We start from the raw sequence: 22,234 nt of genomic DNA, 5'->3' as shown, positions 1-22,234 counted from the left end.
ATTGCAGCAGCGGCGAAGGCCAACAAGGCCGTTAACGGCCTGTACCGGGGCGTCTCCGGCTTGGCGCGAAAACGACGGCTTAGCGTGCGTTCACGGTGTCAAAGCGACTGTGCATTGAAAGTGTTGCAGCCTTGCACACTGCCGGTCTTGAACCCCTGCGTGAACCACCGCACGCGCTGCGCGCTGGAGCCGTGGGTGAAGGCATCGGGCCGCACGGTGCCGGTCTGCTGGCGCTGCAGCGCGTCGTCACCGATCTGCTCGGCGGCGTTCACCGCGGATTCGATGTCGCCCTGCTCCAGCCAGTTCTTGGCCTGTTGCGAATGGTGGGCCCAAATGCCGGCGTAACAGTCGGCCTGGAGTTCCAGCCGAACCGACAGCGCGTTCTGCTCGCGCTGGCTCACGCGCCCGCGCATGCCGTCCACCTTGCCGGTGGTGCCCAGCAGGGTCTGCACATGGTGGCCGACCTCGTGCGCGATCACGTAGGCGCGGGCAAATTCGCCTGGCGCACCCAGCTGGCGACTCATGGTGTCGAAGAAATCCATGTCCAGGTACACCTTCTGGTCCCCAGGGCAGTAAAACGGCCCCATCGCGCTCTGCCCCGTGCCACAGGCCGTGGGCGTGGCGCCGCGGTAGAGCACCAACTTGGGCTGGCGGTACTGCGCCCCACCTTGCTGGAACACCTGCGTCCACACATCCTCCGTGGACGCCAGGACGGTGGAGACGAAGGCGGCCTCACGGTCGCCCTGCGGCGGACGCTGGGCCGGCCCCTGTTGGACCTGCGGCGCGCCCCCGCCCGACAGTACGCCGATGGTGGTCAGCGGGTTGATGCCAAACACACCCCAGCCGATGAGCGCCACAACGATGGTGCCAATGCCGATCGAGCGTCCGCCGATGAAGCCGCCCCCGCCGCCGCTGCGCCGGTCTTCCACGTTGTCCGATTCGCGATTGCCTTCCCATCTCATGGGTGATCTCCTGCGTGCACGACGCACCAGCCGCCGATGTTACGCCCGCGGCGGCACCCTCGGGATTTCGCGCCGCGCACTACTGCGCGGCCAGCAACATGTCTTGCGACGGGCGCGGCTGCAGCGTGTGGTTGACGTACTTCGCCATCCGTTCGTGGGCTTGGTGCGTGTGGCGTTCCACCACCGCCTGCAGCACCCACAACTGCGCAAGGATGACGATGGCGGCACCCAGCCACATCCAGAGGCTGGGCGTGGGCGCAGATTTCACGGGCGGATCCCATGGCCGGGGCGCAGCGGGGGAGGCGGGATCATGGATGGTGTGGGACATGCAGTACTCCTGAAACACTGCAGCCATCCTAGGCAGCGCCACGCAGCCGCACCACCAGCGCAGGGCCAGCCGGCGTGTAGGACGGCGGCAAGCGCCGACGCAGGAGTCGGCGCGCACCCCACGGTCCAGGCCGAGGTCCTTCAGGCAGGTCCTTCAGGCCTTGGGCAGCGTCACCCCGTGCTGGCCCTGGTATTTGCCGTTGCGGTCCTTGTAGCTCACGGCACATTCCTCGTCACCCTGGAAGAAAAGCACCTGCGCGCAGCCCTCGCCCGCGTAGATCTTGGCGGGCAGCGGCGTGGTGTTGGAGAACTCCAGCGTCACGTAGCCTTCCCACTCGGGCTCGAACGGCGTGACGTTGACGATGATGCCGCAGCGCGCATAGGTGCTCTTGCCCAGGCAGACGGTGAGCACATCGCGCGGGATGCGGAAGTACTCCACGGTGCGCGCGAGCGCGAAGCTGTTGGGCGGGATGATGCAGTAGTCGCCCTCGAAGTCCACGAAGCTCTTTTCGTCGAAGTTCTTCGGGTCCACCACGGTGCTGTGAATGTTGGTAAAGACCTTGAATTCACGCGCGCAGCGGATGTCGTAGCCGTAGCTGCTGGTGCCGTAGCTGATGATCTTGCGCCCGTCCTGCTGCCGGATCTGGCCGGGCTCGAACGGCTCGATCATGCCGTGCTGCTCGGCCATGCGGCGGATCCATTTGTCGCTCTTGATGCTCATGGGGTACTCCTGGCGCGTATTCTAGGCGAATGAAAGCTACTTAAATGATAGCTGCTGACGCTTGATACATAAGCGTCAGAGGCAAATATTTCATGCAATGACAGTGCGCTCGATCAAACGGTCGTCGCCGAGCACGATCATCGCGAACAGCAGTTCGTCCAGGTGGGCGGCGCCCGCCGTGCGCCGCGCCAGCAGCGGGGTCGCTGCAGGATTCAGCACCACGAAGTCGGCTTCGCAACCCGGCTGCAGGTTGCCCACCACGCCATCCAACCCCAACGCCCGAGCGGCGCCGGCGGTATGCAGCCACCACAGCCGTTGCGGCGCCAGGCTCAGGCCCGTCTTGGTCTGCCCCTCCCGGCCCACGTAGTACGCGGCCAGCATCGTGTGGAAAGGGCTGAAGCTGGTGCCGCCGCCCACGTCGCTGGCCAAGCCGTAGCCGAAGCCCATGCGGTCCGCGCCCGCAAAGTCAAACTGGCCACTGCCCAGGAACAGGTTGCTCGTGGGGCACACGGCAGCCACCGCGCCGCTCTCGCGCATGGCGGCGCGGTCCTCGTCGTCGAAATGGATGCAATGCGCGTACACCGCGCGCTCACGCAGCAGGCCGACACGGGCATACACATCCAGGTAGCTCCGCGCGCCGGGGAACAGCTCCCGCGCCCAGCAGATCTCCTGCTGGTTCTCCGCCACATGGGACTGCACCCATACGTCGGGGTAGCGCGCGGCCAGCGCACCCGCGCCGCTCAGCTGCTGCGGCGTGCTGGTGGGGGCAAAACGCGGCGTGATGGCGTAGCCCAGGCGGCCCTGGCCGTGCCAGCGCTGGATCAGCGCCTCGGTGTCGATCAGCGACTGCTCGGTCGCGTCGCGCACGCCGTCGGGCGAGTGGCGGTCTTGCAGCACCTTGCCGGCAATCAGGCGCAGCCGCCGCGCCTGGGCCTCGGCCATCAGCGCATCCACCGAGCCCGGATGCGAGGTGGCGAAGGTGAGCGCCGTGGTCACGCCGTTGCGCTGCAACTCATCCAGGAAAAAGCCCGCCACCCCGACGGCGTAGCCGCCATCGGCGAATCGCGACTCGTGCGGGAAGGTGTAGTTCTCCAGCCAGGGCAGCAGGCCTTCGGCGGGCGAGCCGATCACGTCCAGCTGCGGGTAGTGCACATGCATGTCCACGAAGCCCGGTGCAATGATGCGGCCGGGCCAGTGGGTCACCGGCTGCGAGGCCTGAGGAAGATAGAGGGGCGCCAGCGCGCGCCACGCGCCGGCGGCGTGCACGCGCTGCACGCCCCGGTCATCGGACGCGGTGGCCAACAGGCCGTCTTCTTCGTACAGGGCCGTGCCGTCGTCGGCAAAGCGCAGGAGCGCAGATCGGTAAAGGTGCATGGCCCCGGATGATGCCCGCAATACCGGGGGGCGTCAGGGCGCGATGCTGGCGCCGTTCTCGTACCAGCGTTTGAAGGTTTCGCGCTCTTCGTCGGACAGTGCGCCCGGGTTGCCAAATGGCATCTTGCGCAGCTGCACCACCTGTTGGTAGATCTGCTGCGCGTGGCTCTTCACGTCCTGCGGGGTGTCGAACTTCACGTTCTTCTGCGCAATGGTGTTGGCGCTGTGGCACACCACGCAGTGTTTTTGCATGACGGCGTGCAGTTGTTCGTAGCCTGCGGCGGCCGGCGCGGCGGCGGACACGGCCGGCGCAGCCGGCTTGAGCCATACCACCACGCCCACCAGCACCACCACGCCCACGGCCGCATAGGGCCAGGGATGGCCGTTGCGGCCCAGCTTGTAGCCGTGGCGCATCACGAAGAACTGGCGAATGGCCGCGCCCGCGAACATCATGAGGATCAGTACCAGCCAGTTCTGCCCATGGTTGTAGAGCCAGCCGTAGTGGTTGGAGAGCATGGCGAACAGCACAGGCAGCGTGAAGTACGTGTTGTGCACGCTGCGCTGCTTGCCGCGCTTGCCATGCACCGGGTCCACCGGCTGGCCGGCCTTCAGTGCCGCCACCACCTTGCGCTGGCCGGGAATGATCCAGAAGAACACGTTGGCGCTCATCGAGGTGGCGAGCATCGCGCCCATCAGCAGGAAGGCCGCCTGGCCGGGGAAGATGCGGCAGGCCAGCCACGCGGCGATGCACACCAGGACCAGCACCAGCGCCCCCACGATGGCATCGCCGTTGGCCTTCTGGCCGAACACGCGGCAGATGCCGTCGTACAGCAGCCAGAACACCACCAGAAAGGCCAGAGCCGCCGCGATGGCCATGGCGGGCGACATGAGCGGGCCGGCCGGATGCACCAGGTAGATGCCCGCGTTCCACAGATACGAAACCGTAAGCAGCGCAAAGCCGCTGAGCCAGGTGGTGTAGCTCTCCCAGAAGAACCAGTGCAGATGGTCCGGCAGCTTCGGGGGCGCCACGTTGAACTTGACCGGGTGGTAGAAGCCCCCGCCGTGCACAGCCCAAAGCTCGCCGTTCACGCCCTGGCGCTTCAGGTCCTCGTCTACCGGCGGCGTGAGGCTGCTGTCCAGAAAGACGAAGTAGAACGAGGAGCCCACCCAGGCGATGGCAGTGATGACGTGCAGCCAGCGCAGCAGCAGATTGGCCCAGTCGAGGAAGTAGCTTTCCATCGTGTTTCAACCTTGGCGGCCCGGCGGGCCGCCTGCAAGCTGCTCACCACTGCGGGCGCTCTGAGCAGAAAAAGAGGGGCCGCGCACCGTGGCAGGAAGCTGCCGGGGCACCGCTGCGACCCGTTTTGTGAACAGGAAGTGTATGCACTTTTCTGGCAACGGCCGCTGGAATGGCCCAGGGATTGTCCCTAACCCTGCAGGATGTAATCCGGATGCTGGGCGCATACGTCGTCCACCGCGCTGAGCGTGCCCGACAGGTGCTCGCGCAACGCCTCCTGGGCCGCGGGAGCGTTCTGCCGGTCAATGGCGTCGAGGATGGCCCGGTGCTGGCGCATGATGACGCCCGTCTTGCCTGCGGTGGGCAGGTGCAGGCGGCGCAGGCGATCCACATGGCCGGAGTAGCGGCGCACCAACGCCCACAGGCCCATGACGCCGGCCGCCTCATACATCAGGCGGTGAAAGCCATGGTCCGCCCCCAGAAAGTCGTCATAGCGCTGCGCGGCCGCCAGCGATTCCTGCAGTGCGCACTGCGCCTGCAATTGCACCACCAGGCCGGGGGGCGGCTGCAGCGCCAGCGTGCGCACGATCTCCAGCTCGATGGAGCGGCGCAGGAAGTGCGCTTCGCGCGCAGCCGCCACGTCGATGCGGCTGACCAGCGTGGCGTGCTGGGGAAAGACTTCCACCAGGCCCTCCTCTTCCAGGCGCAGCAGCGCCTCGCGGATGGGCGTCTGGCTCACGCCGAATTGCCCGGCCAGGTCGCTGCGCACCAGCATCGCGCCGGGCACCAGCTCCAGCGTCAGAATGGCCTCGCGCAGGCTTTCGAAGACCTGCGGGGCGGCCAGGCGCGAACGGTCAAGGCGGAACTTGGTCAGTATGGGCATACGTGGATTCTCGCATTCGTGCACTAATATATTAGTGTTCCAATATTTCAAATGACACGCCTTCAGGGCCGTGCCCGCCTCTCCTTTTCTCCGTCCACACACTTCCCAAGGATTCCCATGTCTGCTTCCTCCCCCCACGGCCTGCTCATCAACGGCGAATGGGTTTCCACGTCCCAGGCCGCACCCAACACCAACCCCAGTAACCTGGCCGATGTGGTGGGCGAATACGCCCAGGGCAACGCCTCGCACGTGGACGCCGCCGTGGCGGCCGCCACCGCTGCCTTCCCCGCATGGAGCACGTCGGGCATCCAGGCGCGCCACGATGCGCTGGACAAGATCGGCAATGAAACCCTCGCGCGGCGCGAGGAGCTGGGCGCGCTGCTGGCGCGCGAGGAAGGCAAGACCCGCGCAGAAGGCATCGGCGAAGTCGCCCGCGCCGGGCAGATCTTCAAGTTCTTCGCCGGCGAATGCCTGCGCCTGGCGGGCGAGACCGTGCCCTCGGTGCGCCCCGGCATCGGCGTGGAGGTCACGCGCGAGCCCATCGGCGTCGTGGGTCTGATCACGCCGTGGAACTTCCCCATGGCCATCCCCGCCTGGAAGATCGCGCCGGCCCTGGCGTTCGGCAACTGCGTGGTGTTGAAGCCCGCCGACCTGGTGCCCGGCAGTGCGTGGGCGCTGGCCGAGATCATCCACCGCTCGGGCATCCCCGCCGGCGTGTTCAACCTGGTGATGGGCCGCGGGCGCGTGATCGGCGAGGCGCTGGTGCAGCACCCCGGCGTGGCCGCCATCAGCTTCACCGGATCGGTCGGCGTGGGCCGCGGCATCGCCCAGGCGTGCGTGCAGAACGGCAAGAAGGTGCAGCTGGAGATGGGCGGCAAGAATCCGCAGGTGGTGCTGGACGATGCCGACCTCGCGCAGGCAGTGGAGCTGTCCGCACAGAGCGCGTTCTATTCCACGGGCCAGCGCTGCACGGCGTCCAGCCGCCTGATCGTCACCCAGGGCATCTACCCGAAGTTCATCGAGGCGCTGCAGGCACGCATGGCGAAAATCAAAGTGGGCGATGCGCTGGCCACGGGCACCGACGTGGGCCCTGTGGTGAGCCAGGCGCAGCTGGAGCAAGACCTGTCGTACGTGGAGATCGCCAAGGCCGAGGGCGGCGTGCTGGCGGCCGGCGGCCTGCGCGCGGCCTGCCACACGGGCAGCGGCAACGAAGGCTTCTTCATGGCGCCCGCGCTGTTCGTGGACACGGCGCCGGCGATGCGCATCAACCGCGAAGAGGTGTTCGGCCCCGTGGCCAGCGTGATCCGCGTGCGCGACTACGACGAAGCCCTGGCCGTGGCGAATGACACGGAATTCGGCCTGTCCGCCGGCATTGCCACCACCAGCCTGAAATACGCCACGCACTTCAAACGCCATGCACAGGCGGGCATGGTGATGGTGAACCTGCCCACCGCCGGGGTGGACTACCACGTGCCCTTCGGCGGGCGCAAGGGCTCCAGCTACGGCCCGCGGGAACAAGGCCGTTATGCGCAGGAGTTCTTCACGACGGTGAAGACGGCCTATACGCTGGCGTGACCCACGCAACTCCTGTATTAATAGCTGCTGGCGCTTGCTCCACAAGCGCCAGCGGCCATTTTTATACGCATTCCCCAGCCAGCCGCTGCAGCAACTGCGCGGCCACGGCCACGGCGATCACCTCGGGCTGCTTGCCGGCGATTCCGGGCACGCCGATCGGGCAGGTCACCTGCGCCAGCTCGGTATCCGAGAACCCCCGCGCCGCCAGCCGGTGCCGGAAGGTGGCCCACTTGGTGCGGCTGCCGATCAGGCCGATGAACGGCAGATCGCCCCGCGCGCGCTGGCGCATGAGGCACGCCGCCACGATGTCCAGGTCCTCGGCATGGCTGAAGCTCATGATGAGCACGAAGGACTGCGGCGCCAGGCCCGGCACGGCCGCCTGTACCGGGTCGGACTGTTCACAGACCACGGACGCGTCGCCCCCCTGCGGCGGGAACACGCCATCGCGGCTGTCGATCCAGTGCAGCGCAAACGGCAGCGGCGCCAGCACCCGCGCCAGTGCATGCCCCACATGGCCGCCGCCGAACAGCGCCACCGGCCGCAGCCGCGGCGCCAGGCGCTCGCGCAAGGCCGGCGCGTCAGCAGCCCCCACGCATTCAAACCGCAACTGCACCACGCCGCCGCAGCACTGCCCCAGGCTGGGGCCCAGCGCATGTCGCACGAGCGGCATGCGCGAAGGGTTGCCAGCCAGGTGCTCCGCCAGGCGTTCACGCGCTTCGCGCAGCGCCTGCAGTTCCAGATGGCCGCCACCGATGGTGCCCACGAAGTCGTCGCCCACCGCGAACACCGCCAGCCATGCCCCGGCTTCCCGCGGCGCCGAGCCTTGGGTAGACTCCACCGTCACCAGGCAGGCGGGTGCGGTCTTGATACGCTCCAGCAGGCAGTCCAATGCCTTCACTCGCTGATTCCTCCAGCTTGATTCATGCGCGCCACCGCCTTGGTCGTGGCCGCGGTACAGCATAGCGACAAACACCATGCCACAGCTGCCTTCCGCCCCGTCCTCTTCGGCCCAGCGTGCATCCCGTGCGCGCCGAACGTGGTGGCTGCCCGCCGGGGTGATGGCATTGGTCGCGGCGATCGTCTCGGCCTGCAAGTCGGGGCCCGAGGCGCCCTCCGCCCAGGACTCGCGCCTACCGGGCAGCGACGCGCGCGTCACCGGTCCGGTGCCGGCCGCGCAGGGCTCGGCACGCGCGTCCTCCGCGGCCACCCCGCGCGCCTACCGGCAGGATGCCGCGAGCCACATTTATGGCCTGAATGCAGCGCGCATCTACAAGGGCAAGCTGCCGCCGCTGCTGCACGCCATTGGCGTGCTGGAGGTGGACATCGACCGTGCGGGCCGCGTGACTTCGCTGCGCTGGATGCGTGCGCCCCGCCATGCGCCCGACGTGGTGGCCGAGATCGAACGCACGGTGCGCGCGGCAGCACCCTTCCCCGTGCCCACGCGCATGGCGCGCGTGACCTACACCGACACCTGGCTGTGGGACAAGTCCGGGAATTTTCAGCTCGACACGCTGACCGAGGGCCAGCTCTAAGACGCCGCCGCACAGGCCCCCGCGATGGCGCGCGCCCTGGTTTGCAAGGCGCGAATCACAGCAATAGCCGTAGCGACTGCGGGCACCTGCACCGCCGCAGCCCGCCCAAAGCAGGCATGCGCGACTCGCAAGAATTGGCTCCGCGTTGCCCTGCGCCGCGCGGCACGCGGCGCGGGCCTGCAGCATCAGGACCCGCGGTAGGTGGAATAGCTCCAGGGGCTGACCAGCAACGGCACGTGGTAATGCTGGTCGGCGTGGGCAATGCCGAAGTCCAGGCTCACGCGGTCCAGGAATGAGGGCTCGGGCAGCATCACGCCCTTCGCCTTGAAATACGCCCCCACATCAAACGTCAGCCGGTAGGTGCCGGTGCGCAGGCTGGCGTTGTCGAACAGCGGCGCATCGGTGCGCCCATCGGCGTTGAGTACCAGGCGCTTGACCAGCGTGGCCTGGTCACCCTGCGTGGCATACAGCGCCACCACCATGCCCGCCGCGGGGCAACCGTGCATGGTGTCAAGAACGTGGGTGCTGAGGCCCATGGTGAAGTCTCCTGCAATGGCAAGCCGCGGCCCGCCGATGGTGATGAGGAATGCGCTGGCGAATGGGCAGGCAAGTGATACGCTCCCCGTCCCTACGAACAAAGTGTATACAACTTTTGTACGCGATAAACGCCACGTCCTGTGGTACGCCATCCAGGACAGTTCCCGCGCGGATCGCCTGATGGGGAACAGCCGGCAGGCCGCGCGTACTCAGGCAGGGCGCGTCCGCGCCAGCAGATCAAAAAAGTGAGCTGCCAGCGCTGGCTAGAAGCCACGTTCAGATGAATTCGTATCTGAAGTCCAGCAACAGCAGGCGCGGCAAGCTACAAAACAAGTAGCGCGCGGAAGTCGTTCACATTGGTGTGCGTGGGCCCGGTGACGACCAGATCGCCCAGCCGCTCGAAGTAGCCGTAGGCGTCGTTGCGGTCCAGATGGTCGCCGATGCGTGCGCCCTGCGCCGCCGCGCGCGCCAGCGTGTCGGGTGCCACGCGTGCGCCGGCGTTGTCTTCCACGCCGTCGATGCCGTCGGTATCGGCCGCCAGCGCCCACACCCCTTCCTGGCCCTGCAGTGCCTGCGCCAGGCCCATGCAGAACTCGCCCGCGCGGCCGCCGCGCCCCTTCGGCGCGCCCGGGGCGCGCGGGCGCACGGTGACAGTGGTCTCGCCGCCCGAAAGGATCACGCACGGCCGCGCAAACGGCTGGCCGTGGCGCGCCACCGCACGCGCCAGCGCGGCGTGCACCTTGCCCACCTCGCGGGACTCGCCCTCCATCTCGTCGGACAGGATGTACGCCGCCACCCCCGCCGCGCGCGCCGCATCCGCCACTGCCTGCAGCGACTGCTGGGGTGTCGCGATCATGTGCACCGCATGGCCGGCAAAGCGGACATCGCCGGGCTTGGGGGTTTCCAGCGCACCGGCCTGCAGCGCTGTGTGCACGGCGGCGGGAATGTCGATGCGGTAGCGCGCCAGGATGTCCAGCGCGTCAGCGCAGGTGCTGGCGTCGGGGACCGTGGGGCCGCTGGCGATCACGGAGGGGTCGTCCCCCGGCACATCACTGATGGTCAGCGTGACGACGCGCGCCGGCGCGCAGGCTGCCGCCAGGCGACCGCCCTTGATGCGCGAGAGGTGCTTGCGCACGCAGTTCATCTCGCCGATGGCCGCGCCGCTTTCCAGCAGTGCGCGGTTGATGCGTTGCTTCTCCTCCAGCGTGATGCCTTCGGCCGGCAGCGTGAGCAGCGCCGAGCCACCGCCCGAGATGAGACACAGCACCAGGTCGTCTTCGGTCAGCCCGCGGGTCAGCGCCAGGATGCGCTCGGCCGCAGCCAGGCCCGCCGCGTCGGGCACGGGGTGCGCGGCCTCGACGACTTCCAGGCGCTGCGCCAGCCCCTCGGGCCGCGGCGGTATGTGGCCGTAGCGCGTGACCACCAGCCCCGACAGCGGCGCATCCTGCGGCCACAGCGCCTCCAGCGCCTGCGCCATGGAGGCACCCGCCTTGCCCGCGCCCAGCACCACGGTGCGCCCCTTGGGTGGCGGCGGCAGATGCTGCGCCATGCTGTGCAAGGGCTGGGCGCGCTGCACCGCCACGCGGTAGAGGTGCAGCAGGAAGGCCTGAGGGTCGCGCAAGGGGTCTGGGGCTGTCAGGGTCATGGGTCGTTGTCTCCGCCGCGCATTATCCAAAGCACGCGGCACAAGCCCTACCGTCAATCCAGCGAAACCTTGGCTTCCTTGACCAGTCGCGCAAAGCGCGCCGTATCGTCCTTGATCTGACGCGCCATCTGCTCGGGCGTGTTGGCGATGGGATCTGCGCCGATGTCGTCCATCTTCTTACGGAACTCGGGCGACTGGATGATCTTCACCATGTCGGCGTTCAGCCGCGCCACGATGTCCTTGGGCGTGCCCGCTGGCGCCAGCATGCCGAACCACGTCCCCATGTCGAAGCCCGGGAGGCCCGCCTCCTCCAGCGTGGGCACGTCGGGCAGTGCCACCGAGCGCTTGGCCGTGGTCACGGCCAGCGCGCGCAGCTTGCCGGCCTTGATGTGCGGCAGCACCGGCGTGACGGTGTCGAACGACATGCTGATCTGCCCGCCCAGCAGGTCGGTGGTCAGCGGGCCGCTGCCCTTGTAGGGCACGTGCAGCAGCTGCACGCCGCCCATGCCTTCGAATTGCGCGCCGATCAGGTGTTGTCCCGTGCCTGTGCCGTTAGAGCCGTAGGTGAGCTTGCCGGGCTGCGCCTTGGCCTGTGCCAGCAGTTCCTGCACCGTCTTGGCAGGTACCTGCGGATTCACCACCAGCACATTGGGCACCAGGGCCACGGTAGTGATGGGAGCGAAGTCCTTTTCAAAGTCGTAGCCCAGCTTGCGGTACACGCTGGTGGCGATGGTGTGGTGCACAGCACCCATGAGCAGCGTGTAGCCGTCCGCCTTGGACTTGGCCACATAGTCAGCGCCCAGCGTGGCGCCGGCGCCGGGCTTGTTCTCCACCACCACGGGCTGGCCTAGGGTTTTGGAGAGCTCCTGCCCCAGCGCCCGTGCCAGCACGTCGGTCGTTCCGCCCGCGGGGAACGGCACGATGATGCTCACGCTGCGGCTGGGCCAGGTCTGGGCCCAGGCGCCGGGCAACGCGAGCGCCGCGGCGGCGGCCAAAGCACCCAGCAGGGCGCGTTTGCGAAGGTTCCTCATCTCTTGTCTCCTGTGTTGTCGTGATGAAAACGCATGGGCAGTGCGTGCCGCCCACCGGCTCAGGCCAGCGCTGCCTGCTGTCCCACCGGCTGCGCCAGTTGGGCGCACACCGCATCGGTGACCTGCTGCGTGGTGGCCTGGCCGCCCAGGTCGCCCGTGTGCAGCGCAGGGTTGGCGGTGACATGCTCCACGGCACGCATCAGGCGCTGCGCGGCGGCGTGTTCGCCCAGGTGCTCCAGCAGCATCACGCAGCTCCAGAACGTGCCCACCGGGTTGGCCAGGCCCTTGCCCATGATGTCGAAGGCCGAGCCGTGGATGGGCTCAAACATACTGGGGTAGCGGCGCTCGGGATCGATGTTGCCGGTGGGCGCTATCCCCAGGCTGCCCGCCAGCGCGGCGGCCAGGTCGCTCAGGATGTCGGCATGCAGGTTGGTGGCGACGATGGTGTCCAGCGATGCGGGGCGGTTCACCATGCGCGCGGTGGCCGCGTCCACCAGTTCCTTGTCCCACCGCACATCGGGAAATTCGCGGCTGATCTGCACCGCGATTTCGTCCCACATCACCATGGCGTGGCGCTGGGCGTTGCTCTTGGTGACCACCGTGAGCAGCTTACGCGGACGCGACTGCGCCAGTTTGAACGCAAAGCGCATGATGCGCTCCACACCGGCGCGGGTCATCATGCTCACGTCGGTCGCGGCCTCCAGCGGATGGCCCTGGTGCACACGGCCGCCCACGCCGGCGTATTCGCCTTCGGAGTTTTCACGCACGATGACCCAGTCCAGGTCCTGGGGCGCGCAACGCTTGAGCGGCGCATCGATGCCCGGCAGGATGCGGGTGGGGCGCACGTTGGCGTACTGGTCGAACCCCTGGCAGATCTTCAGGCGCAAGCCCCACAGCGTGATGTGATCGGGGATATGCGGGTCGCCGGCCGAGCCGAACAGGATGGCGTCCTTGTCCCTGAGCGCCTGCAGGCCGTCGGCCGGCATCATCTCGCCGTGCGCGCGATACCAGTCTCCGCCCCACCCATAGCTGGTGAACGCAAAGCCCAGGCCCGGCTGGGATGCCGCTAATGCCTCCAGCACGGCCTGGCCGGCGGGGATCACCTCCTTGCCGATGCCGTCGCCGGGGATGCAGGCAATGCGATAGGTCTTGCTCATGGAAATGCTCGCTCCTCAAATCAGAAGGCCGCGCAACATGCGTGGCATGGCCCTGAATCTAGCGATGCCATGCCCACATATCACCGCGTTAAAGTGATGCCATTGTTTACTTTCATTCAACAATGAGCACCCCCTCCACCGCCCCGTCAGAGATGGCTTTCTTCAGCCTGCTGGCGCGCTGGGCCAGCCTGTCGGCCACCGCGCGAGAGCTGGGCATCAGCACGGCGGCGGCCAGCAAGCGCCTGGCGCAGATGGAATCGCGCCTGGGCGTGCAGCTGGTCAGCCGCACCACGCGGCGACTGCACCTGACGGCCGAGGGCAATACCTACCTGCAGCACGCGCGCCGCATCCTGGCGGAGATCGACGCCATGGAGCAACTGGTGAGCGACATGCAGGCCGAGCCCCAGGGCCTGCTGCGTGTGAACGCCACCCTGGGCTTCGGGCGCAGCCACATCGCGCCACTGGTGCCTGCCTTCGTGCGCCGCCATCCGCAGATCCAACTGCAGCTGCAGTTGTCGGTGCAGCCACCGCCGCTGGCGGACGATGGGTTCGACGTGTGCATCCGCTTCGGCGAGCCGCCCGATGCGCGCGTGATTGCGCGGCGCCTCGCCCCAAATCGGCGGCTGCTGTGCGCCGCACCCGCCTACCTGGCGCGCCGCGGAACGCCCACGCGGCCGGCCGAGCTGCCGCAACACGACTGCATCGACATCCGCCAGGGCGACGACGCCCACGGCGTGTGGCGCTTCAACGGCCACCGCAAGCAGGAGACGGTGCGGCTGCGCAACCACCTGAGCACCAACGACGGCGAGATTGCTGTGAACTAGGGCCTGTTCACACTATTTTTGCCAGATGCGTTGCGATCAAAAAGGGCCAGGCGCAAGGCGCCAAACGAAGCTGGGGTGCTACCCCAGCGAGGCTTGGCAACGCTGCGAATGGCCCTTTTTGATCGCAACCCGGAGGGAACGGAGTGAAAACCGCGCCATTCGTCGTTGCCCTCCTAGCCAAGGCCCCGGCCTTGGCGTCGTCACGCGCCTAGTGTAGTGTTGCATTCTGTTTGGAACTTAATCGGCTATTGGCGCGGATGACCTTTTGCAGGATGTCGCGAGCGTTCTTGGTCCAGATGAACGGCTTGGGGTTGGTGTTGTGATGCGCGATGTACTCATCGATGGCCGAGACGAGTTCGGGCACGCTGGTGAACACCCCGCGGCGTAGCCGGTTCTCGGAGATGTCGCGAAAGAAGCGCTCGACCATGTTCAGCCACGATGCCGAGGTCGGCGTGAAGTGCATGTTGAATCTGGGGTGCTTGGCCAGCCACTCCTGCACAGCTGGATGCTTGTGCGTGGCGTAGTTGTCGGCGATCAGATGCAGCGTCTTGTCCTTGGGCGTCTCCCGATTGATTTGACGCAGGAACTTCAGCCACTCGATGTGGGTGTGGCGCTGCTGGCACTGGCCGATGACCTGACCGTTGAGCACGTTGAGCGCAGCGAACAAGGTGGTTGTGCCGTTGCGCTTGTAGTCGTGCGTCATGGTGGCCGCGCGCCCCTTCTTGAGCGGCAGCCCGGGCTGCGTTCGGTCCAGCGCCTGCACCTGGCTCTTTTCGTCGCAGCACAGCACCAGCGCATGCTCGGGCGGCGACATGTAAAGCCCCACGATGTCTTCGAGCTTTTGCACGAACTGCGGATCGCGCGAGACCTTGAAGCCGCGCACGATGTGAGGCTTGAGACCGTGGGCCTGCCAATGGCGCATCACGGTGCTGGCGCTGACGCCCAACTCAGCGGCCATCGTGCGCGTGCTCCAGTGCGTGGCCGCCTCGGGCTTGGTCTGTGTGGTTAGCTTCACAAGCTTGGCCACATCCACCTTCACCGGCGGTGCGCCGCGCGGCAAGTCGCGCTCGATACCTTGCAGCCCCAATTGCAGGTAGCGTTCACGCCAGCGCGCCACCTGCACGCGCCCAATGCCAAGCTGCTCGGCAATATCCTTGTTTTGCAGCCCCTGCGCGGCCAGCAGCACGATCTGGGCGCGCTGGGCCAATCTGACGCTGGTGCGCTTGGAGCGCGCCAGCCGGCTCAGCTCGCTTTCCTCTTCATCCGTCAACACAATCGTCGGGGCAACTCGCAATTTTTCACTCCAATGCAAACCGTAGTAGAGCATTGGAGCGTGGTTGCTCAATTAAGTTTCATTAAGAATCAAACACTACACTAGATTGGCGCAGTTTTCACGCCATTCGCACTGGCAAAAATAGTGTGAACAGGCCCTAGGCACTGGCGGGCATGGGCATCGTCATGCGCGCGGAATGGGACATCGCTCGCTACCTGCGCAGCGGGAGGCTGGTGCAGGTGCTGCGGGACTACGACACGCCGCCGGCGGACATCCACGCCGTGTACCCGCAGCGGCATGCAGCCACCGCGCGGGTCAAGGCCTTCGTTGATTTCGTGGCACAGCACTTCAACGGCAGCGCACCAGGCATTTAACAGTCCACAGAAACTGTATACAAAAATTGTCTTTCACGACTATGATGGCCGCATGGAAACCTCCACCACCGGCTTCATCGTCGAAAGCCTCACGCGCGCCATCGTCGAGCACCGCCTGTTGCCCGGCACCAAGCTGGCCGAGCAGAAGCTCGCCGACCATTTCGGCGTGTCGCGCACGCTGGTGCGCCAGGCGCTGTTCCAGCTGTCGCAGAACCGCCTGATCCGTCTGGAGCCCGCGCGCGGCGCCTTCGTGGCCGCGCCCTCGGTCCAGGAAGCGCGCCAGGTGTTCGCCGTGCGCCGCATGCTGGAGGCCGAGATGGTGCGTGCCTTCCTGGCGCAGAGCACGCCCGCGAAAATCCGCGCGCTGAAGGCCCATGTCGCGGCCGAGAAGAAGGCCATGGAGGGCAACGACGTGGGCCAGCGCACCGAACTGCTGGGCGACTTCCACGTGCGCATGGCCGAGCTCATGGGCAACGACGTGCTGGCCCAGTTGCTGGGCGAGTTGATCTCGCGCTGCGCCCTCATCACGCTGATGTACCAGTCCACCACCGCCGCCGAGCATTCGCACGAGGAGCACGCCGCCATCGTCGCGGCACTGGCCGCGGGCGACGCGGCGCAGGCCGTGCAGCTGATGCAGCAGCACCTGGACAACGTGGAGGCGGGCCTGACCTTCGACCGCGACCTGCCGACCAACGACCTTTCGATGGCCCTTTCCTCCGTATCGCCATGACCTACGACACGACGGCGCCCTACCCCCGCGACCTGATCGGCTACGGCCGCACGCCCCCGCACCCGCACTGGCCGGGCAACGCCCGCGTGGCCGTGCAGTTCGTGCTGAACTACGAGGAGGGCGGCGAGAACTGCGTGCTCCACGGCGACCCCGCCAGCGAGCAGTTCCTGTCCGAGATGTTCAACCCGGCCGCCTACCCCGAGCGCCACATGAGCATGGAGGGCATCTACGAATACGGCGCGCGCGCCGGCGTGTGGCGCATCCTGCGCGAATTCGAAAGGCGCGGCCTGCCGCTCACGGTGTTCGGCGTGGCCACCGCGCTGCAGCGCCACCGCGAGGTGGCCCAGGCCTTTGCCGAACTGGGCCACGAGGTGGCCTGCCACGGCCTGAAGTGGATCCACTACCAGAACGTGCCCGAGGAGGTGGAGCGCGCCCACATGGCGCAGTGCCTGGAGATCTTCGACACGCTCTACGGCCGGGACGGCGACCACGGCCAGGGCTGGTACACCGGCCGCGACAGCCCCCGCACCCACCGCCTGGTGGCCGACGACGGGCGCTTTGCCTATGACAGCGACTACTACGGCGACGATCTGCCGTTCTGGATGAAGATGGCCAAGAGCGACGGCAGCGCGCACCACCAGCTCGTCGTGCCCTATACCCTCGATTGCAACGACATGCGCTTTGCGCTGCCGCAGGGCTACTCGCACGCCGACCCATTCTTTCAGTACATGAAGGACACGTTCGATGCGCTCTACGCCGAGGGCGATCCGGCCGGCGACAACGCGCCGAAGATGATGAGCATCGGCATGCACTGCCGCCTGCTCGGCCGTCCCGGCCGCATCACGGCGCTGCAGCGCTTCCTGGACCACATCCAGCACCACGACCAGGTCTGGGTGTGTCGCCGCATCGACCTGGCGCGCCACTGGGCGCAGCGCTTTCCCGTACCCGCCATTTAAGCCAAATCGGGCTGCAACGCTTATCCAATAAGCGCGAGCAGCTCTTTTTTTGATAGCTATAGGAACCGCCATGGCCTGGACCCTGGAACAACTCAACGCCGCCTCCCCCGCCGAGGCCCTGCAGATGCTCGACGGCCTGTTCGAGCATTCGCCCTGGATCGCCGAGGCGGCGCTGCAGCTGCGCCCCTTCCGCTCGCTGGCCCAGCTCAAGTACGCCATGGTGCAGGTGCTGAACGGCGCCGGCGTGGAACGGCAGTTGGAGCTGATCCGCGCCCACCCCGAGCTGGCGGGCAAGGCCATGGTGGCGCAGGCGCTCACGGCCGAGTCCACGAACGAGCAAAGCCAGGCGGGCCTGACCCACTGCACGCCCGAGGAGTTCGCGCGCATCCAGCAACTGAATGCCGACTACAACGCCCGCTTCGGCTTTCCCTTCATCCTGGCGGTGCGCGGGCCGCGCGGCACGGGACTGTCGAGGCAGGAGATCATCGCCACCTTCGCACGTCGCCTGTCCAACCACCCCGACTTCGAGCGCGCCGAGGCACTGCGCAACATCCACCGCATTGCCGAGATCCGCCTGAACGACAAGTTCGGCGCCGAGCCGGTGCTGGGCAACGACGTCTGGGACTGGCACGAGCGCCTGGCCCAGCACAGCGACCCGGGCTATGCCGAGAAAGGCCAGCTCACCGTCACCTACCTCACCGATGCGCACCGCGCCTGCGCCCAGCGCATCAGCCATTGGATGCGCGACTGCGGCTTTGACGAGGTCGAGATCGACGCCGTGGGCAACGTGGTCGGCCGCTACAAGCCGGCCACACCCGACGGCAAGTATTTGATGACCGGCAGCCACTACGACACCGTGCGCAACGGCGGCAAGTACGACGGGCGTCTGGGCATCTTCGTGCCCATGGCCTGCGTGCGCGAGCTGCACCGCCAGGCCAGGCGCCTGCCGTTCGGCATCGAGGTGGTGGCGTTTGCCGAGGAGGAAGGCCAGCGCTACAAGGCCACCTTCCTGGGCTCGGGCGCGCTCATCGGCGACTTCCGCAACGAATGGCTGGACCAGAAGGACGCCGACGGCATCCCCATGCGCGAGGCCATGCAGCACGCCGGTCTGTGCATTGGCGACATCCCGAAGCTGCGGCGCGATGCTGCCCGCTACCTGGGCTTCATCGAGGTGCACATCGAGCAGGGCCCGGTGCTCAACGAACTGGATATCCCGCTGGGCGTGGTCACGTCCATCAACGGCGGCGTGCGCTACGTCTGCGAGATGCTGGGCATGGCCAGCCACGCGGGCACCACGCCCATGGACCGCCGCCGCGACGCCGCCCTGGGCGTGGCCGAGCTGGCGCTGTACATGGAGCAGCGCGCCGCGCGCGATGGCGACAGCGTGGCCACCATCGGCATGCTGCAGGTGCCAGGCGGCTCCATCAACGTGGTGCCGGGCAAGTGCAGTTTCAGCATGGACATGCGCGCGCCCACCGATGCGCAGCGCGATGCCATGGTGGCCGACGTGCTGGCCCAGCTGGAGGAAATCGCCCAACGCCGCGGCCTGCAGTACAAGGCCGAGCTGGCCATGAAGGTCGCCGCAGCCCCCAGCGCCCCGGCCTGGCAGCACCGCTGGGAGAAGGCCGTCGACGCCCTGGGCGTCCCCGTCTACCGCATGCCCAGCGGCGCCGGCCATGACGCCATGAAACTGCACGAAATCATGCCGCAGGCCATGCTGTTCGTGCGCGGCCTGCACGGCGGCATCAGCCACAACCCGCTGGAATCCAGCACCGCCGACGACATCCAGTTGGCGGTGGATGCCTTCAGCCATGTGCTGCAGCAGTTGGCCGCCGAATAACCCATCCATGGAACGCTCCGCCATGAACCAAGACCGCCAAGCCACCTACGCCGCACTGGATGCGTGGATCGACCAGCACTTCGACGAGCAGGTGCGCTTTCTGCAAGCACTGGTGCAGGTGCCCACCGACACGCCGCCCGGCAACAATGCACCGCATGCCGAGCGCACCGCTGAACTGATCCAGGCCTTCGGCTTCGAGGCCGAGAAGCACGCCGTTCCCGCGCAGGAGGTCAAGGATTACGGCATGGAGTCCATCACCAACCTGATCGTGCGCCGGCCCTATGGGCCCGCGGGTTCGGGCCGCACCATCGCCCTCAACGCCCACGGCGACGTGGTGCCGCCGGGCGAAGGCTGGACCAGGGACCCGTACGGCGCCCAGATCGAGGGCGGCGCCATGTATGGCCGCGCCACCGCGGTGAGCAAGAGCGACTTCTCCACCTTCACCTTCGCCGTGCGCGCGCTGGAGGCGGTGGCCAAGCCCACGCAGGGCGCGATCGAGCTGCACTTCACCTACGACGAGGAGTTCGGCGGCCTGCTCGGCCCCGGCTGGCTGCTGGCGCAGGGACTGACCCGGCCCGACCTGATGATCGCCGCGGGCTTCAGCTACGAGGTGGTCACCGCGCACAACGGCTGCCTGCAGATGGAGGTCACCGTGCAGGGCAAGATGGCCCATGCCGCGGTGCCGCACACGGGCGTGGACGCACTGCAGGGCGCGGTGGCCATCATGAATGCGCTGTATGCCGAGAATGTGCAGTACCGGCAGGTGACGTCGAAGGTGCCGGGCATCCGGCACCCGTACCTGAACATCGGCCGCATCGAGGGTGGCACCAACACCAACGTGGTGCCCGGCAAGGTGGTGCTGAAGCTCGACCGCCGCATGATCCCGGAGGAGAACCCCGCCGAGGTCGAGGCGCGCATCCGCGCCGTGATCACCCAGGCGGTGGAAGGCTTCAATACCGAGCGCGGCTACGGGAGCGCAGACGCCCTACGCGTGGACATCAAACGCCTGCTGCTGGCCAACGCCATGACGCCGCTGCCCGGCAATCAGCCGCTGGTGGAGGCCATCCAGCAACACGGCGAGGCAGTCTTTGGCGAGAAGCCTCCCGCCGTGGGCACGCCGCTGTACACCGATGTGCGCCTCTATGTGGAGCGCGGCATCCCCGGCGTGATTTACGGCGCGGGCCCGCGTACGGTGCTTGAATCGCACGCCAAACGCGCCGACGAGCGCGTGGTGCTGCAAGACCTGCGCCGCGCCACCAAGGTCATAGCACGCAGCCTGGCAGACCTGATGGCCTGACGCACAGCCGCACCAATGCTCCAGCCCGGCCCATGCCGGGCTTTTTTACGCCCTGCGCCGATCCCATCGCGCCGACTGTGGCGAGCACCCGCCAGGCGTAGCCGCGCCGTTGGCTGCCGACACCCCCGCTTGGCAAGCAGCAAGGGCAAACCCCTAGCAATTCGACCTTGATCGGGGTCGCCTTACGACAGGCAATTCCGCATACTTTGTATACAGTTTTTGTATGGATTGCTGTGCGCAATGGCAGCCCTGTCCGGCACGGCAGAAGCCCCTTGAACAGCAAGCCAGTTTCCAAGGAACACCCATGTCCACGAACGTTCATCCGGTTGACGAAAAGCTGCCCTGGGGCCGCGCGGCCACGCTGGGTCTGCAACATGTGCTGGTGATGTACGCCGGCGCGGTGGCCGTGCCGCTCATCGTGGGGCGCGCGCTCAACCTGCCGCCCGAGCAGGTAGCGCACCTGATCTCGGCCGACCTCTTCGTCTGCGGGCTGGTCACGCTCATCCAGGCCTGGGGTGCCACGCAGTGGTTTGGCATCAAGCTGCCGGTGATGATGGGCGTAACCTTCGCGGCCGTGGCGCCCATGGTGTCCATGGCGCAAGCCACGGGCGGTCAGGCGGGCGCGGGGCTGATCTTTGGCGCGGTGATCGGGGCGGGCGTGGTCTCGATGCTCATCGCGCCGGTCATCAGCGGCCTGCTGCGGTTCTTTCCGCCGGTGGTCACGGGCACCATCATCGCGGTGATCGGCATCAGCCTGATGCGCGTGGGCATCAACTGGATCTTCGGCAACCCCGTGGGGCCCACGGCCCCGGCCGTTCCCAACCCGGAGCACCTCAAGTGGCTGGCCGAGGCCCAGGCCGCCGCCGGCGCGCCCGGCTCCTCGCTGCCGCCAGTGCCCAAGGGCTTCGCCGTGGTGCCCACGCTGCCCAACCCGCGCTATGCCGACCTGACAGGCGTGGGCATCTCGGGCGTCGTGCTGCTCACCATCTTGCTGGTGGCGCGCTTTGGCAAGGGCTTCTGGGCCAACATCTCGGTGCTGCTGGGCATCATCGTGGGCGGGGTGGTCACTGCGTCCATGGGGCTGATGGACTTTCACAAGGTGGCCCAGGCCCAGTGGTTCGACATGGTGCTGCCATTCGAGATCGCGCTGCCGGTGTTCGACCCCATCCTGATCCTGACCATGACGCTGGTGATGATCGTCGTGATGATCGAGTCCACCGGCATGTTCCTGGCCCTGGGCGAGATGACGGGGCGCGAGATCTCGCGCGACGACCTCACGCGCGGCCTGCGCACCGACGGCCTGGGCACGCTGATCGGCGGCCTCTTCAACACCTTCCCCTACACCAGCTTCTCGCAGAACGTGGGGCTGGTGGCCGTCACCGGCGTCAAGAGCCGCTGGGTGTGCGTGGCCGGCGGCATGATCCTGATCGTGCTGGGCGTGCTGCCCAAGATGGCGGCGCTGATCGAGTCGTTGCCCACCGTGGTGCTGGGCGGCGCGGGGCTGGTGATGTTCGGCATGGTGGCGGCCACGGGCATCCGCATCCTGTCGAACGTGGACTTTCAGAAGAACCGCAACAACGCGATGATCGTGGCGGTGTCCATCGGGGTGGGCATGATCCCGCTGATCGCACCCAACTTCCGCCAGTGGATGCCCCATGCCATCCATCCGCTGATCGAATCCGGTATTCTGCTGGCCTCGATCACTGCCGTGGTCCTGAACATCTTCTTCAATGGAGCCAGCCGCGACACCTCTGCGGCCGTGCTCGCCGCCCGGCAGGCCGACGCCCACTGAACGTCGCCCTGCCCCGCGCCTTCCACCCGAAGGATCGCGCCCCGCGTGCCGTATGCGCACGGGGCGCGGAAGGTTTGTTGTCGTCCACGCAGGCTGCCGTGCAGGCCCTCTGTTTGCGTCAGCATGCAGTAAGCTTGTCTGGCCCGTGTTGGCCTGTTTTTTCGTGC

At 67.2% G+C, this 22,234-nt stretch carries 19 protein-coding genes and 2 pseudogenes; 9 read left to right on the top strand and 12 right to left on the bottom strand.

All coding sequences use genetic code 11. The annotated features are described in order from the left end of the window. Positions 1-98: 98 nt before the first annotated feature. The 6 genes from HND92_RS06520 to HND92_RS06495 form a co-directional block, all read right to left on the bottom strand. Entirely contained in the window at positions 99-962 is an 864-nt protein-coding gene (locus tag HND92_RS06520; protein WP_047350812.1) for a neutral zinc metallopeptidase, read from the bottom strand. Positions 963-1,041: 79 nt separating this feature from the next. Beyond that, positions 1,042-1,290, bottom strand: a complete 249-nt coding sequence (locus HND92_RS06515; protein WP_172206562.1) for a hypothetical protein — start codon at positions 1,288-1,290, stop codon at positions 1,042-1,044. Positions 1,291-1,443: 153 nt separating this feature from the next. Continuing rightward, the gene (gene dcd / locus HND92_RS06510; protein ID WP_011804563.1) at positions 1,444-2,010 is read right to left on the bottom strand and encodes a dCTP deaminase; all 567 of its coding nucleotides are present in this window, start codon (positions 2,008-2,010) and stop codon (positions 1,444-1,446) included. Between the two features lie 90 nt (positions 2,011-2,100). Beyond that, a complete protein-coding gene (guaD, locus tag HND92_RS06505; RefSeq protein WP_172206561.1) occupies positions 2,101-3,384 on the bottom strand; it encodes a guanine deaminase in 1,284 nt (427 codons plus the stop codon). A gap of 33 nt (positions 3,385-3,417) precedes the next feature. Then, positions 3,418-4,623, bottom strand: coding sequence for a urate hydroxylase PuuD (locus HND92_RS06500; protein WP_172206560.1), 1,206 nt, complete (start codon positions 4,621-4,623; stop codon positions 3,418-3,420). A 188-nt stretch (positions 4,624-4,811) separates the two neighbouring features. Further along, entirely contained in the window at positions 4,812-5,504 is a 693-nt protein-coding gene (locus HND92_RS06495) for a GntR family transcriptional regulator (protein ID WP_041835929.1), read from the bottom strand. Between the two features lie 117 nt (positions 5,505-5,621). Here HND92_RS06495 and HND92_RS06490 point away from each other — a divergent pair, with 117 nt between their 5' ends. Beyond that, positions 5,622-7,079, top strand: coding sequence for an aldehyde dehydrogenase family protein (locus tag HND92_RS06490; protein ID WP_172206559.1), 1,458 nt, complete (start codon positions 5,622-5,624; stop codon positions 7,077-7,079). A gap of 61 nt (positions 7,080-7,140) precedes the next feature. Here the strand turns inward: HND92_RS06490 and xdhC are convergent, their stop codons facing one another. After that, positions 7,141-7,977 carry a xanthine dehydrogenase accessory protein XdhC gene (xdhC, locus tag HND92_RS06485; RefSeq protein WP_172206558.1) on the bottom strand — a complete coding sequence of 279 codons (837 nt, stop codon included), beginning with the start codon at positions 7,975-7,977 and terminating at the stop codon, positions 7,141-7,143. A gap of 160 nt (positions 7,978-8,137) precedes the next feature. Between xdhC and HND92_RS06480 the strand changes: the two genes are divergently transcribed. Then, positions 8,138-8,611, top strand: coding sequence for a hypothetical protein (locus HND92_RS06480; RefSeq protein WP_015912752.1), 474 nt, complete (start codon positions 8,138-8,140; stop codon positions 8,609-8,611). 185 nt (positions 8,612-8,796) lie between these two features. Here HND92_RS06480 and uraH read toward each other — a convergent pair whose 3' ends face one another. The 4 genes from uraH to HND92_RS06460 all read right to left on the bottom strand — a co-directional run bounded on the left by uraH (position 8,797) and on the right by HND92_RS06460 (position 12,981). Continuing rightward, positions 8,797-9,147, bottom strand: coding sequence for a hydroxyisourate hydrolase (gene uraH / locus HND92_RS06475; protein WP_047350806.1), 351 nt, complete (start codon positions 9,145-9,147; stop codon positions 8,797-8,799). 323 nt (positions 9,148-9,470) lie between these two features. Then, positions 9,471-10,793, bottom strand: a complete 1,323-nt coding sequence (locus HND92_RS06470) for a glycerate kinase (RefSeq protein ID WP_172206557.1) — start codon at positions 10,791-10,793, stop codon at positions 9,471-9,473. Positions 10,794-10,846: 53 nt separating this feature from the next. Beyond that, complete coding sequence (locus tag HND92_RS06465) at positions 10,847-11,824, bottom strand: tripartite tricarboxylate transporter substrate binding protein (RefSeq protein WP_135148766.1); 978 nt, start codon at positions 11,822-11,824, stop codon at positions 10,847-10,849. Between the two features lie 59 nt (positions 11,825-11,883). Beyond that, complete coding sequence (locus HND92_RS06460; RefSeq protein ID WP_011804553.1) at positions 11,884-12,981, bottom strand: tartrate dehydrogenase; 1,098 nt, start codon at positions 12,979-12,981, stop codon at positions 11,884-11,886. Positions 12,982-13,103: 122 nt separating this feature from the next. On the opposite strand from HND92_RS06460, the pseudogene HND92_RS06455 reads away from it, so the two are divergent. Next, a pseudogene (locus HND92_RS06455) lies at positions 13,104-13,802 on the top strand (LysR family transcriptional regulator); the annotation flags it as partial. Positions 13,803-14,013: 211 nt separating this feature from the next. Here the strand turns inward: HND92_RS06455 and HND92_RS06450 are convergent. Further along, a complete protein-coding gene (locus HND92_RS06450; RefSeq protein WP_231403305.1) occupies positions 14,014-15,132 on the bottom strand; it encodes an IS630 family transposase in 1,119 nt (372 codons plus the stop codon). Between the two features lie 107 nt (positions 15,133-15,239). Here HND92_RS06450 and HND92_RS06445 point away from each other — a divergent pair. The 6 genes and pseudogenes from HND92_RS06445 to HND92_RS06420 all read left to right on the top strand — a co-directional run. Continuing rightward, positions 15,240-15,452, top strand: a pseudogene (locus tag HND92_RS06445) (LysR substrate-binding domain-containing protein); the annotation flags it as partial. A 52-nt stretch (positions 15,453-15,504) separates the two neighbouring features. Next, the gene (locus HND92_RS06440; protein WP_011804551.1) at positions 15,505-16,182 is read left to right on the top strand and encodes a GntR family transcriptional regulator; all 678 of its coding nucleotides are present in this window, start codon (positions 15,505-15,507) and stop codon (positions 16,180-16,182) included. After that, a complete protein-coding gene (gene puuE / locus HND92_RS06435; RefSeq protein ID WP_172206556.1) occupies positions 16,179-17,138 on the top strand; it encodes an allantoinase PuuE in 960 nt (319 codons plus the stop codon). The genes HND92_RS06440 and puuE overlap by 4 nt, the downstream gene beginning before the upstream one ends. Positions 17,139-17,208: 70 nt before the next feature. Beyond that, positions 17,209-18,978 carry a 2-oxo-4-hydroxy-4-carboxy-5-ureidoimidazoline decarboxylase gene (gene uraD, locus HND92_RS06430; protein WP_172206555.1) on the top strand — a complete coding sequence of 590 codons (1,770 nt, stop codon included), beginning with the start codon at positions 17,209-17,211 and terminating at the stop codon, positions 18,976-18,978. Between the two features lie 7 nt (positions 18,979-18,985). Further along, a complete protein-coding gene (locus HND92_RS06425; RefSeq protein ID WP_011804547.1) occupies positions 18,986-20,275 on the top strand; it encodes a M20/M25/M40 family metallo-hydrolase in 1,290 nt (429 codons plus the stop codon). A gap of 304 nt (positions 20,276-20,579) precedes the next feature. Then, positions 20,580-22,067 (top strand): nucleobase:cation symporter-2 family protein, encoded by a 1,488-nt coding sequence (locus HND92_RS06420; RefSeq protein WP_015912744.1) that lies wholly within the window; start codon positions 20,580-20,582, stop codon positions 22,065-22,067. Positions 22,068-22,234: the final 167 nt, after the last annotated feature.

The organism is Diaphorobacter sp. JS3050 (assembly GCF_013154915.1).
GTDB lineage: Bacteria > Pseudomonadota > Gammaproteobacteria > Burkholderiales > Burkholderiaceae_C > Diaphorobacter > Diaphorobacter nitroreducens.
This window is presented reverse-complemented; position numbering and strand designations above follow the sequence as displayed.